16 protein-coding genes are annotated in these 13,652 nt (G+C 58.6%); 3 read left to right on the plus strand and 13 right to left on the minus strand.

Annotation, left to right across the window (positions count from 1 at the left end; genetic code table 11):
* Window positions 1-29: 29 nt before the first annotated feature.
* Complete coding sequence (locus tag ACZ5FP_RS13960; RefSeq protein ID WP_464660806.1) at window positions 30-917, minus strand: LysR family transcriptional regulator; 888 nt, start codon at window positions 915-917, stop codon at window positions 30-32.
* 154 nt (window positions 918-1,071) lie between these two features.
* Here ACZ5FP_RS13960 and ACZ5FP_RS13965 point away from each other — a divergent pair, with 154 nt between their 5' ends.
* Entirely contained in the window at window positions 1,072-1,725 is a 654-nt protein-coding gene (locus tag ACZ5FP_RS13965) for a hydrolase (RefSeq protein WP_464660808.1), read from the plus strand.
* Between the two features lie 104 nt (window positions 1,726-1,829).
* Here ACZ5FP_RS13965 and ACZ5FP_RS13970 read toward each other — a convergent pair whose 3' ends face one another.
* The 9 genes from ACZ5FP_RS13970 to ACZ5FP_RS14010 all read right to left on the minus strand — a co-directional run bounded on the left by ACZ5FP_RS13970 (window position 1,830) and on the right by ACZ5FP_RS14010 (window position 10,286).
* On the minus strand, window positions 1,830-2,102 hold the full coding sequence (locus ACZ5FP_RS13970; RefSeq protein ID WP_346306607.1) for an usg protein: 273 nt from the start codon (window positions 2,100-2,102) through the stop codon (window positions 1,830-1,832).
* Window positions 2,103-2,517: 415 nt separating this feature from the next.
* Window positions 2,518-3,138: a 3'-5' exonuclease gene (locus tag ACZ5FP_RS13975; protein WP_464660810.1), complete on the minus strand. Its 621-nt coding sequence runs from the start codon at window positions 3,136-3,138 to the stop codon at window positions 2,518-2,520.
* Between the two features lie 102 nt (window positions 3,139-3,240).
* Window positions 3,241-4,056, minus strand: coding sequence for a hypothetical protein (locus ACZ5FP_RS13980; RefSeq protein ID WP_464663277.1), 816 nt, complete (start codon window positions 4,054-4,056; stop codon window positions 3,241-3,243).
* Window positions 4,057-4,097: 41 nt separating this feature from the next.
* Window positions 4,098-5,549: a metal-dependent hydrolase family protein gene (locus tag ACZ5FP_RS13985; RefSeq protein ID WP_464660812.1), complete on the minus strand. Its 1,452-nt coding sequence runs from the start codon at window positions 5,547-5,549 to the stop codon at window positions 4,098-4,100.
* A gap of 185 nt (window positions 5,550-5,734) precedes the next feature.
* Window positions 5,735-7,144, minus strand: coding sequence for a chromate efflux transporter (gene chrA, locus ACZ5FP_RS13990; RefSeq protein ID WP_464660814.1), 1,410 nt, complete (start codon window positions 7,142-7,144; stop codon window positions 5,735-5,737).
* Window position 7,145: 1 nt separating this feature from the next.
* Entirely contained in the window at window positions 7,146-7,964 is an 819-nt protein-coding gene (locus tag ACZ5FP_RS13995) for a chromate resistance protein ChrB domain-containing protein (protein WP_464660816.1), read from the minus strand.
* A 162-nt stretch (window positions 7,965-8,126) separates the two neighbouring features.
* The gene (locus tag ACZ5FP_RS14000; RefSeq protein WP_464660818.1) at window positions 8,127-9,446 is read right to left on the minus strand and encodes an MFS transporter; all 1,320 of its coding nucleotides are present in this window, start codon (window positions 9,444-9,446) and stop codon (window positions 8,127-8,129) included.
* Window positions 9,447-9,459: 13 nt separating this feature from the next.
* Window positions 9,460-9,738: a metal-sensing transcriptional repressor gene (locus ACZ5FP_RS14005; RefSeq protein WP_463012302.1), complete on the minus strand. Its 279-nt coding sequence runs from the start codon at window positions 9,736-9,738 to the stop codon at window positions 9,460-9,462.
* A 32-nt stretch (window positions 9,739-9,770) separates the two neighbouring features.
* Window positions 9,771-10,286: a hypothetical protein gene (locus ACZ5FP_RS14010; RefSeq protein WP_464660820.1), complete on the minus strand. Its 516-nt coding sequence runs from the start codon at window positions 10,284-10,286 to the stop codon at window positions 9,771-9,773.
* A gap of 133 nt (window positions 10,287-10,419) precedes the next feature.
* On the opposite strand from ACZ5FP_RS14010, the gene ACZ5FP_RS14015 reads away from it, so the two are divergent.
* The gene (locus ACZ5FP_RS14015; RefSeq protein WP_464660822.1) at window positions 10,420-11,349 is read left to right on the plus strand and encodes a LysR family transcriptional regulator; all 930 of its coding nucleotides are present in this window, start codon (window positions 10,420-10,422) and stop codon (window positions 11,347-11,349) included.
* A 76-nt stretch (window positions 11,350-11,425) separates the two neighbouring features.
* On the opposite strand, the gene ACZ5FP_RS14020 is transcribed toward ACZ5FP_RS14015, so the two are convergent.
* A complete protein-coding gene (locus ACZ5FP_RS14020; protein ID WP_464660824.1) occupies window positions 11,426-12,163 on the minus strand; it encodes a pentapeptide repeat-containing protein in 738 nt (245 codons plus the stop codon).
* A 106-nt stretch (window positions 12,164-12,269) separates the two neighbouring features.
* Between ACZ5FP_RS14020 and ACZ5FP_RS14025 the strand changes: the two genes are divergently transcribed.
* On the plus strand, window positions 12,270-12,743 hold the full coding sequence (locus ACZ5FP_RS14025; RefSeq protein ID WP_346306597.1) for a VOC family protein: 474 nt from the start codon (window positions 12,270-12,272) through the stop codon (window positions 12,741-12,743).
* A gap of 26 nt (window positions 12,744-12,769) precedes the next feature.
* Here ACZ5FP_RS14025 and ACZ5FP_RS14030 read toward each other — a convergent pair whose 3' ends face one another.
* Both ACZ5FP_RS14030 and ACZ5FP_RS14035 read right to left on the minus strand, forming a co-directional pair.
* Window positions 12,770-12,928, minus strand: coding sequence for a hypothetical protein (locus ACZ5FP_RS14030; RefSeq protein WP_464660826.1), 159 nt, complete (start codon window positions 12,926-12,928; stop codon window positions 12,770-12,772).
* 58 nt (window positions 12,929-12,986) lie between these two features.
* Window positions 12,987-13,625 carry a hypothetical protein gene (locus ACZ5FP_RS14035; RefSeq protein ID WP_464660828.1) on the minus strand — a complete coding sequence of 213 codons (639 nt, stop codon included), beginning with the start codon at window positions 13,623-13,625 and terminating at the stop codon, window positions 12,987-12,989.
* Window positions 13,626-13,652: the final 27 nt, after the last annotated feature.

A 13,652-nucleotide genomic window follows, 5' to 3' on the forward strand; every position in this document is an offset into this window, starting at 1 on the left:
TCGATGCACCACGCCGGCAGGTGCCTGTGTCATTCACCCGCGGGCGGCTGAGCAGGGTCGCAATACTCAATCAGCAATTCGGTGAGGACCCGTATCTTCCGTGCGGGATGCTGACCTGGCGGGCGAATGACATAGGCACCTGCCGGAGGCGGCGGATAATGCGTCATGACCGGCACAAGCGCGCCGGAGGCTATATACTCATGGGTAAGGCAATCGGGCAGGTAAGCGATCCCGAGTCCTGCCACCGCGGCGGCGACCAGAGCAATGCCGTTGTCGGCTTTAAAGCGCCCCTGCGGACGAACCGTGACGATCTTGTCGCCATCCAAGAGCTGCCAGGCTTCGGTGCCCTGCATGAGGGCCTCGTGGGCGACGAGTTCCTCCGGCGTTTCGGGCGACCCATGCGCCTTGATATAGTCCGGGCTCGCGACGAACTTCCCATGGATCGGTCCGACGCGTCTTGCGATCAAGTTGGAGTCCTGAAGATAGCCAACCCGAATCGCACAATCGTAACCTTCTGTGATGAGATCGACGAAACGATCACTGTAGCAGGTGTGGATTTGGAGCTGGGGGTGGCGTCGCGCCATTTCCGCAAGGATGGGAGCGAAATGCGTCGATCCGAAAGAAAGCGGCACAGCAACGCGCAAGCGGCCGCGAAGGTCACCGGCGGGTAGGATCGCTTCCTTGGCCGCGTCGACCTCGGCGCACACTCTTGCTGCATAGTCTCGGAACGTGGCCCCGGCTTCTGTCAGAGCAGCCCCGCGGGTGGTTCGTGCAAGAAGCTGGACGCCAAGTTCCGCTTCAAGCCGGAAGAGCCGACGACTGACAATCGACTTGGAGACGCCGAGGCGCAGCGCAGCGGGCGAAACGCCCCCAGCGTCAGCAACTTCGACGAATGTCTCTAGCTCTTCGATATCCAATTCAGCGTTCCCCATTTCGCGACACAGCTTGCCTTAAAGGGACACTACCGCATCGCGTCCGGGAACGGCAATGTCCCTTTCAGGCAACGTCGCCGCTGGCGCATGTCTTCCCGCAAACCAACCTCACCAACAACGGCAGCATAAGGAAGCAATAATGACCTTTCGTAACGGCCTTGATTCTCTTCTACGTCCCGAAGATTCCGTACTCGTTCTCATCGACCACCAGCCCTACCAGCTCGCCAATCTGAACAGCCACGACCCGCAGGCCGTGGTGAACAACACGACCGCCTTGGCGAAGGCCGCCAAGGCCTTCGGCGTCCCCACCATCCTGACCAGCGTGATCGCGGCGCGCGGCGGTCTGATCTTTCCGCACATCACTGACGTGTTCCCTGGCCAGGAGGTGATTGACCGGACCTTCATCAACACCTGGGAGGATCGGAAGGTCGTCGATGCGGTCAAGGCGACGGGCCGCAAGCAACTGATCATCGCCGGCCTGTGGACCGAGATCTGTGTTGCGATGCCGACAATCCAGGCGCTGGGCGAAGGCTGGGATGTGACGGTGGTCACGGATGCGTCGGGTGGCACTTCGGTTGAGGCCCACGAGGTGGCGATCCAGCGCATGCTCCGCGCGGGTGCGAACATGATGACCTGGTTGGCGGTGGCCTCGGAGTGGCAACGTGACTGGGCCAGGACGGAGCACGCCGCAGAACTGACCGAAGTTCTCAAGCAGCACGCCGGCGGCAGCGGCATCGCCTATCTATGGGAGCAGCAGTTGCTCAACACGCCGGTACCGCGCACCGCGGGTTGATTTGGGCGGGGATGACGAAAGGCTTGAGCGATCCAGCGCCAACACGCAGACTGCCTATCGAACTGCGTCATCCCCGTTCCGTGCCCAGCAGATCGTCAGGTCACTCAGTTCAACTTGAACTCACCATCGACATGACGCCACTCACTGGGGCCAATGAGGCGTCGATGGCAATAGCGAACGGAATGCAGCGGGCCATCCAGTTTTCTTTGCCAGAAGTCCAGGAATTTCCTCATCTCGGGAAATTCCGGAGCAAGATCGTAGTCCTGCCAGATATAGGTCTGCAGAACGGATTGAAAATGGGGAATGCGGTATAGAATATGAGCAGTTGTGATACCGTAGCCCTTCAGCTGGCGTTCCATCTCTGACGAAAAGTGCATCGCAATCTCCGTTGTTCTCACATTGGAAATATGATGCCGCACTTGTTCGCCGACTTCAATGAAAAATCGATGGGATACACATAATAACCATTAGAATACAATATATTAGCAGCGATCGACGGTGACTGCTAATGTCTGGAGAATGCCACCTGTGTGCCTATCCCGGTGAATGGCAATTCACGTGTCAAATCTCCATGTCGCGGCCAGGTCTTCACTCTGCCGGATATCGGAGGGATTGTTGCTCGCCACGGCTTGCCCGCAAGGCCAAGCTCTCTTGGCGGCGGCGGCTATATCGGGGCTCGGGTCTGTGATGCCCAGCCAATCCGGTCATTCCTTGGCCGTCCATAACAGATCGCGCTCCCACCTGTCTCCATCGTGAGCTGACGCATGCGATTGGGCACCAAGCGGCTGACTTTCAAGGCTCGCTGTGATCGAAAAAGTCTGGCTGCAATTTCCCAGATTTCAATAAATATTGGAGCGTGTATGCCACGGAAAGGGCATCATCAAGTGCATCGTGTCCCCGCAACGGGGGATGTTTCACACGATAGTAATCAGCAAGCCTGTTGCTGGGCGTCTTGGCCAAATCCTCAATTGGCATCCCAGCCGCAATCAGCAGCTTTACCGCATTGTCGAACCGGCCAGCCGGAATGGGTGGCTGAATGCCGGCGACATAGCAACTGATGGCAACCATGTTCAGCTCATCCTTCCCCCACGACCAGAATCGCGCACCATTTGAGAAGCGATCGACGCCTGCCAGTGCGTCCTGCAGCGATACGCCTTCCGCTTCCATGGTTTCATCGGTGATCCCCGTCAGCTTGGTGAAAAACGGATCGAGTGCATACCTGTTGCCAAATCGGTCCACCGGCTGAACGTGAGATCGGTACGTGCCCAAAAGAGGGAAATCTCCCTCCAGCCCGAGTTTCACCGCCCCGATTTGTGCAATAACCGGATCAGGATCATCAGCCGCACACCAGAATCGACGCTGGGACCCTTCGCGGCAAAGAAACTCGCAATCGAAAATGATAGCAGTCTGCATGGTCAGCGCTTCCGATTAAAGCGGGTGATTGACTATGATTGTCACGGCGGCTGACAGCATCCCATTCATCTCCTTGCAGCCGCCGTGGGCCGTAGCCTCGTTTCAAAACCGGTAAGTCAAGCCCAGAACTGGCCCGGACAACCGCGTGTCATAGACATGCCCGCCGTGCTCGTAGTCGACATCAAGCACTTTATAGCCTGCCGAGGCGGAGAGGTGATCGTTGACGAGGTAGTTGACCGTCGCGAGCGCCGACCATGTGAGCTTCGACCCTGCGCCAAAGCCGCCGATATCCGCCTGAGCCTGCACGGAGAGCTTGTCCGTCACCGGAAGGAATGCCCGCGCGCCGATCACCGGATCCACCCAGCCGAAACTCTCGCCATAGCTGCGGGTCACACTGCCGCCGCCAAGGCCTACGGTGAGCGTCACATCGTTGGAGATATGCCAGAAACGCGCACCGGCGAGCGCGTCAAGCGTGAAGCTCGGCCTGTCAACGACACGGTAGCCTCCCTGCAATGTCGCCATGAACTGCTTCGTGTCGACCGTCGCATCGATGTTTGTTCCGGCAGGCACGACAATGCCACCGGGAAGCTGAAACGAGGGCAACGGCCCGGCACCGTGGCTGTCGGTCGTGTCGACATACATGATGTCGCCGGAGAAGACGAACCGATCATAGCGCCCCCACACATTGACAAAGCCGCCGATGTTGAAGTTGTCCAAAACGTCCGAGAATGATTTCTCGACGCCGATGGTCGGGCCGCGACGGAACGGCGATACGTTTCCTTTCAGACCGGCCGCCCACATATACGGAGAAATCTGCAAGGCCCAGTTCGGACGTTCGACGGGCATCGGCGCCGCTTCTTCTGGTTGGCTCGGAAGCACATCGGCAGCATATGCAGCCTGAACGCCGCACAGACCCAGGACAACGGCAACGGTAAATCTGTTCAAGGCCCCCTCCACGCTTACAGTGTATTCTTGTGGATGCGCCCGTCCTTCATGATGAGCTGCATCGTTCGCTCTGGATCGGCGATCAAGGCGATGTCTTTGAGCGGATCGCCGTTGATCACGAGAATATCGGCATAGGCACCGGGCTCGATCCGGCCGAGCTTTCCCGGATAGGGATTGCGCGGTCCGGAAAGACCCGCGAGCTCGGCATTGCCGCTGGTCAGAAGCCGCAACACGTCGGCGTTGTCATACCACCGGGCGAACTTGGCAAGCTGCTTGCCCTGCGTGGCGGTGCCCTTCGGGCTGAACAATATGTCAGTGCCAAGCGCCATCCGTACGTTGTGCTTGCGCCCCAGTTCGACCGCCCGGGCCGTTCCGTCTGCGATCCTCTGCTGCTGTGCGCGCTGTTCGGGCGACGCGTAGGTGTTGGCATCTTCATCGGCAAGGAATGGCTGGATGCTCCACCATGCACCCGCATCCGCAATGCGCCTGACGGTATCCTCGTCGGCAAGTTGGCCGTGCTCGATGGATTGGACACCGCATGCGAGGGCGCGCTGAACGGCGGCGGAGGTGTAGGCGTGGATGCAAACATAGGTGCCCCAGTCCGTCGCCGCTGACACTGCCGCCCTCATCTCGGCTTCGGTATATTGGAGCGCATCAATCGGGTCGTAGGCAGAAGCAACGCCGCCGCCGCCCATGATCTTGATCTGGCTGGCGCCCAGCATGAGTTGCTCGCGCACCCGGCGCAGCACTTCCGCTTCTCCGTCGGCGATAGCCGAAATCCCCGCCTGCTCGGCCACGCTGAGATCGCTTTGCGCCGTTCGCGGCAGATCCGTGCGCATGCGAAAGTCGCCGTGCCCTGACGTCTGCGAGATCATGGCGCCGGAAGGATAGATACGCGGCCCCGCAATGCGCCCCTCGTCGATGGCGCGTTTCAAGGCGAATGAGGGACCGCCCACGTCGCGGACCGTGGTGAAGCCACGCAGCACCGTGCGCTCTGCCTCTTGCGCGGCGACAAGATGGACGTAAGGGATATCGGCGGTCATGGCCGCAATCTGTGAAATGCCCGCCAGGATCGAATGCCAGTGCGCGTCGATCATGCCCGGCATCAGCGTCCGTCCGCCGCAGTCAACGACGTCGGCATCGGCAACCGTGTCAGCGGACGTGACCAGGGCCTTGATGAATTTACCTTCGACCAGGACGCCCTGACCTTCGACAAGTTTTCCGCTTGTCCCGTCGAAAATATTCACATTGGTGAGCAGGATCGGTTTGGCAGGAGTCTGCGCGAAGCCAGGGCTGACCATTCCAAGCACAGGAGCGGCAAGGCTCGCTGCGACACCTTTCAAAACGGAGCGGCGCGACAGTCCCTTGTCGACGCGTGCAAATAGCTGCTGCGCTCGCGGGCTGTGGCAGGCGCAGCCCCCGTTATGGGTCAAGTGCTGATATTTCTGGCCCAGCCAAAACAGCAAGCGATACACTCCCACCCGGTCCCAGGCTCAAGCCTGGTCGATGATCGATAAGGCAATTAAGCCGATTTGACTTCCTTTAACAAGGAGACCTTCCAGTATGTGGTGGTAAATACTTTGCTCTGCGGAATGAAAGGCAGCCATTTTGCAATTCAGCCGACCTTCGTCTTCCATTTTCCTATCAGTACTCAAATATAAGCCATGACAAAATACCACCCAATCCCCGCCGCTGACGAAATCAGAAGCGTCGGGATCATCCCAAGCTTGAAGCGGAAGATGGCAACGACGGAAGCAAGCGTTAGCAGCAACGATGGCACATTGATTGAACGCGCCACGGGAACATCCAGATTGATGCCATATGCCTGCCAGTGGATGATTTCGCTGAACAGCAGGTGAAGGGCAAACCAGATTGCCAGGTTCATGATCACACCAACAACTGCCGCCGTGATAGCCGACATGGCTCCCGTCAGCGCATTGTTGTTGCGCAAGCCTTCGATGAAGGGGGCTCCAAGAAATATCCAGAGAAAGCACGGAACAAAGGTCACCCAGGTCGTCAGGATCGACGCCAGTGTGGCAGCGGTCAGCGGAGACAGCACACCCGGATCACGAAATGCGCCGATGAAACCGACAAATTGCACAACCTGTATTAAAGGCCCCGGCGTGGTTTCAGCCATACCAAGGCCGTCGAGCATTTCGCCCGGCTTGAGCCAGCCGTAATTCTGAACGGCTTCCTGTGCCACATAGGACAGCACCGCATAAGCGCCGCCGAAGGTCACCATCGCCATCTTGCTGAAAAAGATACCGATCTGGCTGAACACGTTATCCGGCCCGAGGATCAGTAGAAGGGCTGCCACGGGGATGAGCCACAGCAGCAGGAAGGCGGCCGATATCTGCAACGACCAGAGAAGGTTTGGACGCGCGTGGGCCGGCGTCTCCTCGCCAAGGGCAGAATCCCGATCCGCAAGTCCGGGACCCGAACGTCCATGTCCGCCACCCACCTGAAACAATGGCGATCCCGCACGCCCGCCAAAATATCCAATGATTGCAGCGGCCAGAATGATGAGCGGGAACGGCACGCGGAATGCAAATATTGCCAAGAACGCCGCGACGGCAATAAGCACCATCACCCTATTCTTGAGCGCTCGTCTGCCGATCCTTGCGACCGCCTGCAACACGACGGCGAGGACAGCTGCCTTCAGGCCGAAGAACAATCCCTCGATGGCACCAACATTGCCAAAGAGGACATAGATGTAGCTTAGGGCAAGTATCGACAGGAAACCCGGCAGCACAAATAGAATGCCTGCGACAAGGCCGCCCCTGGTCTTGTGCAGAAGCCATCCGATGTAGATGGCAAGCTGATGGGCTTCAGGCCCGGGCAACAGCATGCAATAATTGAGCGCGTGCAGAAACCGGCCCTCGCCGATCCATCGTTTCTCATCGACAAGGATGCGGTGCATCACCGCGATCTGCCCGGCTGGCCCGCCAAAGCTCAATGCGGCAATACGCACCCAGACACGGACAGCTTCAGCAAAGGAAATATCGTGGTTCCCGGAGGTTGCCGAAGCAACCTCCCTTTCAGCGCCGACAATCTGGACCATCTCACGCTCCCGGCCTTCTGTTGGGCCAGTTATGTGTTTCGTCGGTGGCATCCCGGCACCATCGGTAAAACGCGTCGTAGAGTATCATGCCGGCTTCAAGCTGCTCCAGATCGTCGGAGTACATGCGCGACAGACCCAGTGATGCTGCCAGCAGCCCGGGTGCTTCCGGTGCAAGATCGGGACGGGCCGTATCGGCACCCCGCACAATGGCCGCCAGCCGCGACAGCGGCTCAGCGTCCAATCCGAATTCTTCGATCATGACATCGAAGGTGCACAGCGCGCCACGATGGCTCCAGAAGACATTCTCGATGTCGAAGGGTGCCGCGTTGAACCGGTCGGCAACCGCTTCCACTTCCGCAGGCGTGACAAAAAGGAAAACCGCATCCGGATCAACAAAACGCCGGATCAGCCAGGGGCAGGCAATCCTGTCCACCTTCGGCCGTGCCCGCGTCACCCATACCGTCCTTCCCTTCGGGTCGAGAGCAGGCAATTTTGCCACGGGAACGAGAGGAAGCCCGGCATTGCTCCAGGCTTCATGGCCGCCGACCAGATTTTCCGCAGCGACACCGTGATACCGCAACAGGGCTGCGGTGCCCTCGCTCAGTTTCTTGCCCTGCTGGCAGATGATGATTGACCGTTTGCCCTCAAGCTCATTGGCCCAGGTGTCGACGTTCCTGTGGGATCGCCGGCGCGCGCCGGGGATCAATCGCGGGTCAAGGTCAAAGTCCTCATCGATCCGCACGTCAATAAGAACCGGGCTGCCGGGTGTTCCGATCAGCCGTGCCAATTTATCATGTGTAATAGTTGTGGTCGAAGACATGTCGCGTCCTTCCGTCAAATCGGGTTTCTTGGACGCGATACTTGGGCTGACGCCTCGTGGGGAGATCGCAATCCCCATGCGTATTAAATTGGCACGAACCGGAATTATGTCAAGTATAACCGAGCGGACATATGTTTCGGGAATAGGCACACCGTGGCAAGTTCAGAAATCACACGGCCACACATCATGATAACGGTCTATAACAAAGGCATGTGCGTGTTTGAAACCCCTTCTGCCGGTTCCCTCCTCCCAGTGCGGATGATCATGCGCAAGTCCAGCATGACTGTGCTCAACGACATCAGGATCGCCTGCGGGCCAAACCAGGGCGGCCAACAGGAGAGAGAAACCAGCGATGCCCGCCAGTACGACGAATGTGAATGAAAGCCCGAATTCCGCTCCAAGCCATCCTGCCAGGGGATAAGTGATCAACCAGCACGCGTGGGAAAGGGCAAACTGCGCTGCAAACAGTGCCGGCCTGTCCTCGGCATGTGCGGAGCGCCTGAGCAGGCGGCCCGATGGTGTCTGCGCAACCGAGTAGCCGAGACCGAGCAAAAACCACAACACCAATAGTGGCACAAATGACGGCATCACCACACCGGCAAGCAGGCCGGCGAACAAGACGACAACTCCTGCCAACATCGCCCTGCGATCCGGAACTGTCTCAAGCAGACGAGGCAGAAGAAGCGCGGCAAGCATGGAACCGCCGCCAAAGGCTGCAAGCGCCAGCGCAGTCGACCGCTGCGTCAGACCAAACTCGGATTGGATGATGACGACTGTGTTGACAATGACCATCGCCCCGGCAGCAGCAACACCCAGATTAATGGCAAGCAGTCCACGCAAGCGTGGTGTTGCCATGTAAATGCGCATCCCGCGTGTTGTACGGTCATAGATGCCACGCCGTTCAGATGGTTTCGGGCTGGGCAGCGTGACGGAGACAACAAGTGCAGCCGAAAACAGAAACCCGATAACCGTGCCGGCAAACAGGCTATGGAAACTGATGACCGTCAGAAGCGCCGCCGCCAGCATCGGACTGACAAGACTTTCCATGTCATAGGCGAGCCGCGACAGCGAGAGTGCCCGTGTGTAGTCCCTCTCTTCGGGCAGAACATCGGGGATCGTTGCCTGAAATGTCGGCGTGAAAGCGGCCGATGCCGACTGAAGCACGAAAATCAGCACATAGACCTGCCAAATCTCGCTGACAAACGGCAAGGCCATCGCAACGGCGGCGCGGACCAGATCAAGACTGACAAGCATGGCACGTCTTGGCAACCGCTCGGCAAACGCGGCAGCAATCGGCGCAACCCCCACATAGGCAATCATCTTGATGGCCAGGGCGGTACCAAGAACGGCGCCCGCGTCTTTTCCAGCAAGGTCATAAGCGAGTAGTCCGAGGGCAACCGTCGCCAACCCCGTACCGATAAGGGCAATGACCTGTGCCGCGAACAAATGCCGGTATGTTCGGTTATAGAGAACGAAAAGCATCGTCGATCACGCCTTACAGATATTTGGTGATGGTCTTGAACTCATCAATCGAACCGCGCTGTTCAGCCGAAATCGAACTGACGGCATCTTCCAGACAATGATCGATGTGGTCCTGAATCAGTGTCTTTTTGGCCTGGCTGATGGCCTTTTCGACAGCATGCAACTGCTGGGCGATGTCGACACAGGCTCGGCCCGTCTCGATCATCTCGATGACTTTCTTCAAATGGCCATCCGCCCGCTTCAGGCGAAGAGCTATTTCTCTGTGGTGGGAATGTTTTTGATCGATATTCATCAAGCGTCCATATCCCCCCAGGGGGGATACAGTCAAGTGCGAGACTCAGGATATCCGACGACGCTGAGCTGAGAACGCATCAGCAAATACAGTGCGGCGACGTGTGTGATCATCAGCAGGGGGACATAGATGATCGGAATCCAGTACGCGCCGGCCAACTGCCCCGCGAGCGCGGGAAGACCGAGCTGGATGCCGTGATAATAGTCAATGAGGATGTCGGCCGCCCCCACCAGATTGAATGCAACGACAAACAGCTGGAAAAGCGGGCGCGTCCTGACGCTGAGAAGAGCCAGCATGGCCAGCAGGCCGGTGGCAAAGTCGCCATAGGCGGCGACTGTTGCGAAGTCGGAGGGCAGATTGGGGCCAACAACGCCCGGAATCATGAAGACGAGACCGAAGAAGCGAAAACTGTGCAGCGTGGCGATGGCGCGTTGCGCCTCGGCCTGGTCCATGGACTTGAGCCTGGGCCAGACATAGGCGCCAAAGCAAAGCAGCCACGGGATGTAACCGAGAACCAGATGCACATTGAAGATGAATGCCGGGGACATTTGGGTTCCTATCCATTCTGCCGGATGTCAGGTGGCATGGTGGCCATGACCGGCCGCCGCGTGATGCCCTGACCTGCATACCGATATAGGACTGCTTCCCGCGATCGACTATTCGCGATAATGTTGACGGGTTATGAAACGGAACTTCACAGTCAGGCAGGGTGCACTCGACGGCGTCGAGGCGTTCCTGAGCGTCGCGCAGCACCGCAATTTCCGCAAGGCGGCTGCGGATCTTGCGGTGACGCCGTCTGCGATCAGCCAGGCGGTGCGCACGCTTGAGTCGCGTCTTGGCGCGGCACTCTTCATCCGCACGACGCGCAGTGTCGGCTTGACCGAAGTCGGCGAACGGTTCCTTTCGCGCGCAAAACCCGCCTTCGAGGAGCTTGTCGCCGCAAGCGAGATTGCACGCGATCTTGGGCGGCGGCCGGCCGGACTGCTGCGGCTTGCAGCCCCCCGGGCCGTGGTGCCGATCCTGCTGGAGCCGCTGATCGCTTCCTTCTGCCAAGCCTATCCCGATGTCGAGGTGGAGATCGCCACGGGCGCGGAGCTCGTCGACATCGCTGCGGAGGGATTTGACGCCGGCATCCGGCTCGGCCAGTTCATCCAGGCCGATATGATCGCGGTGCAGCTGACGCCGTCGCTCCCGCTGGCCGTGGTCGGCAGCCCCGACTATCTGTACCGGCGGGGACGGCCTGAGCGCATCGACGATCTGCGCCATCATGCCTGCATACGCATGCGCCGCTCGAACGGGTCGATCGCTCCCTGGTCCTTTGTCAGCGGCAACGAGCCGGTCGACGTCATGGTTTCCGGACCGTTTATCGCCAACGACATGCCGACGGTGCTCGGTGCGGCGGTGGAAGGATTGGGGCTTGCGCAGGTGCCCGGGCCCGTCGCCTCCAGCGCGGTGAAAGCGGGCAAACTCATCGGGGTGCTCGACCGGTTCGCGCCGATGATGCCCGGTGTCTATCTCTACTATCCCAGCCGCCATCAAATGCTGCCGAAACTGCGCGCTTTCATCGATCACGTGAAGAGCCGCCCGGGTGCCGGCAACAAGCCCCAGTGATAGGGACGACAAGCCAACACGCGAGATGACAGTATTGACATGGGGCCGGTTTCCCGAGGAAGCGGCAATCCCGGTGTCAGTTGAGCGTCACGATGCCAATCGACGCCAGAATATTCTCGTGCTGGTCACGGCTCACCACCATTGCCTTATAGGAAAACATCGACGCGAGGTCGATCTCATCGAAAGTTGCGTTTGCGAGAACCGCATTGTCGAGCGTGGCCCCCGACAGATCGATATTGTTGATGCTGGAACCGATAAAACTTGTTCGGGTCAGGTTGCTTCCAGCGAGGGAGACATCGCGGAGATCGCAATGTTCAAACCTGCTCTCCTCGTAGTTTCCAGGTACAAAAACCGCATACTGCATTTTGCAATCGGAAAAGCGCACGCCCCCGGTCAATATCCGTTTGCCGACCTCTCGATGGACCCCAATTTCCAATGACATGCCGCTGGCTGCGCATTCCATGCACTCGAGGAGATAAGCGTCGCATTTATCAAGTTTGTTCAGGCTTAAATTGCTGCGTGAAAACTTGGCCTCGGTCAGATTGCAAAACGACCATTGGGATCCCGTTTGTTCGACCTCATCGTAGAATGAACAGTTTTGAAATTCGGCCTCGCGAAATGAACAATGAACAAAACGGCAATTGATAAATTCGGACGAATGGATTTTACTCAGGTCAAAATTGCAATTCTTGAAGTGACAATTGCGGAATTGCGCTTCTACGATGTGATATTCGCTCACGTCATCGCCATTGAAGCTCAGATTTTCGATCAAACCGGCTGATTGCAACGCGGTCTCTAAAGCTTCATTGGTCATTTTATTCGCGCCCTTGGCTCCGCGTTACGAAATCTGCTTCTCTTTTATGCGCATGGAAGGCTCAAACAAGACAGAAAACTTAGTTCCACAGCGAAAGGATCACGCAATGGCAAAGAATACGATTTGTCTCTGGTTCGATAAGGATGCCGAGGAAGCCGCCCGCTTCTACGCCGGGGTGTTTCCTGACAGCACGGTGCGTGCCGTGTTTCGTTCACCCAGCGACTACCCATCCGGCAAACAGGGCGATGTGTTGACGGTCGATTTCACGGTTGCCGGCATTCCTTGTCTCGGTCTCAACGGGGGCCCTGTGTTCAAGCATAACGAAGCCTTCTCGTTCCAGATCGCCACCGACGATCAGGAGGAAACCGACCGCTACTGGAATGCCATCGTTGGCAATGGCGGCGAGGAAAGCGCCTGCGGCTGGTGCAAAGACAAGTGGGGGATTTCCTGGCAGATTACGCCGCGCGTGCTGACCGACGCGCTGGTGGCTGGCGGCGGCGAAGCAAAGCGCGCGTTCGATGCAATGATGGGCATGAAGAAAATCGACGTCGCGGCAATCGAGGCAGCCCGGCGTGGTTGACGCTGCAACGCGATCGCCAAGGACGCCTATGTCCTGACTTTGGATGTCCCGGTGCCGAGCTCCGCATCCGCACGCTTGCTGCGGATGCGCAAGACACCCAGCCCCGACCAGACGTAGGGCGCGCACGCCGTTTTAAGAAAGGCAATCGCCAGACCGCAAAACGTCAAAATCAGATTAGCGTCCATCTGTGCCGTCCATTTGCAAACATCCTATGAAAATCGGGCGCTGCCCCGGGAAAACGGCTCATTGCGCCCGCGGCGGCACACGATGCGGCGCCCACGGGTGTTTCCGCTCGGAATCGAGAAACATCGCCTGCTGATCCGGCGTCAGCACCTCAAGCAATGCCGTTCTGGCTTGCTTGAACGTTTGTGCTTTCGCACCGCGCTCTATCGCAAGGTCCGCCATGCGATCCGCCGTCAATGGTGGCCTTTCATGCGGCTTGCCGGGTTCGTCTCTTGGTTTTTCCGGCAAGGAATCAGTGCCGCGACCAGACGGCGACCGATCGACAAACGCCAGGAGCGTCGACGTATAGCGTCTCCAGGCATCCAGTTGCGCACTCTGGATACCGACGATGGTCTCCTGGGCCGACAGCCAGCTTGCCAGGGGAAAGGCGCCATCCTTCGGCGGCCCCACATGCCGCTCGCGACTATGCTCAGGGACAGCCGACTTGTCTGTCTGCTCCCCGCCGCACGCATTCTCGCCGTTGTAATCGTCATCGTCGCCGAGAATGGACCGGGCGAGCTGGGTGAAGGATATGCGGGCAACGGTTTTATCCGGGATCACATTATCCGGAAGAGCCATCGGGCCCGCCCCGCTCAAGCCCGTTGACAGGCCAAGTACCATCACTGCGGCCAATCCCGCCGTCAGAACCGTATGTGTCATTCGTCACCTCGTATCAGGGGAAAGTCT

The organism is Phyllobacterium sp. T2-21 (assembly GCF_055378485.1).

Bases quoted from the DNA above. Each gene is read 5' to 3' on its own strand.
- ACZ5FP_RS13965 (WP_464660808.1), top strand. From the start codon at position 1,072: ATGACCTTTCGTAACGGCCTTGATTCTCTTCTACGTCCCGAAGATTCC.
- ACZ5FP_RS13970 (WP_346306607.1), bottom strand. From the start codon at position 2,102: ATGCACTTTTCGTCAGAGATGGAACGCCAGCTGAAGGGCTACGGTATC.
- ACZ5FP_RS13975 (WP_464660810.1), bottom strand. From the start codon at position 3,138: ATGCAGACTGCTATCATTTTCGATTGCGAGTTTCTTTGCCGCGAAGGG.
- chrA (WP_464660814.1), bottom strand. From the start codon at position 7,144: ATGGTCCAGATTGTCGGCGCTGAAAGGGAGGTTGCTTCGGCAACCTCC.
- ACZ5FP_RS13995 (WP_464660816.1), bottom strand. From the start codon at position 7,964: ATGTCTTCGACCACAACTATTACACATGATAAATTGGCACGGCTGATC.
- ACZ5FP_RS14000 (WP_464660818.1), bottom strand. From the start codon at position 9,446: ATGCTTTTCGTTCTCTATAACCGAACATACCGGCATTTGTTCGCGGCA.
- ACZ5FP_RS14005 (WP_463012302.1), bottom strand. From the start codon at position 9,738: ATGAATATCGATCAAAAACATTCCCACCACAGAGAAATAGCTCTTCGC.
- ACZ5FP_RS14010 (WP_464660820.1), bottom strand. From the start codon at position 10,286: ATGTCCCCGGCATTCATCTTCAATGTGCATCTGGTTCTCGGTTACATC.
- ACZ5FP_RS14015 (WP_464660822.1), top strand. From the start codon at position 10,420: ATGAAACGGAACTTCACAGTCAGGCAGGGTGCACTCGACGGCGTCGAG.
- ACZ5FP_RS14020 (WP_464660824.1), bottom strand. From the start codon at position 12,163: ATGACCAATGAAGCTTTAGAGACCGCGTTGCAATCAGCCGGTTTGATC.
- ACZ5FP_RS14025 (WP_346306597.1), top strand. From the start codon at position 12,270: ATGGCAAAGAATACGATTTGTCTCTGGTTCGATAAGGATGCCGAGGAA.
- ACZ5FP_RS14030 (WP_464660826.1), bottom strand. From the start codon at position 12,928: ATGGACGCTAATCTGATTTTGACGTTTTGCGGTCTGGCGATTGCCTTT.
- ACZ5FP_RS14035 (WP_464660828.1), bottom strand. From the start codon at position 13,625: ATGACACATACGGTTCTGACGGCGGGATTGGCCGCAGTGATGGTACTT.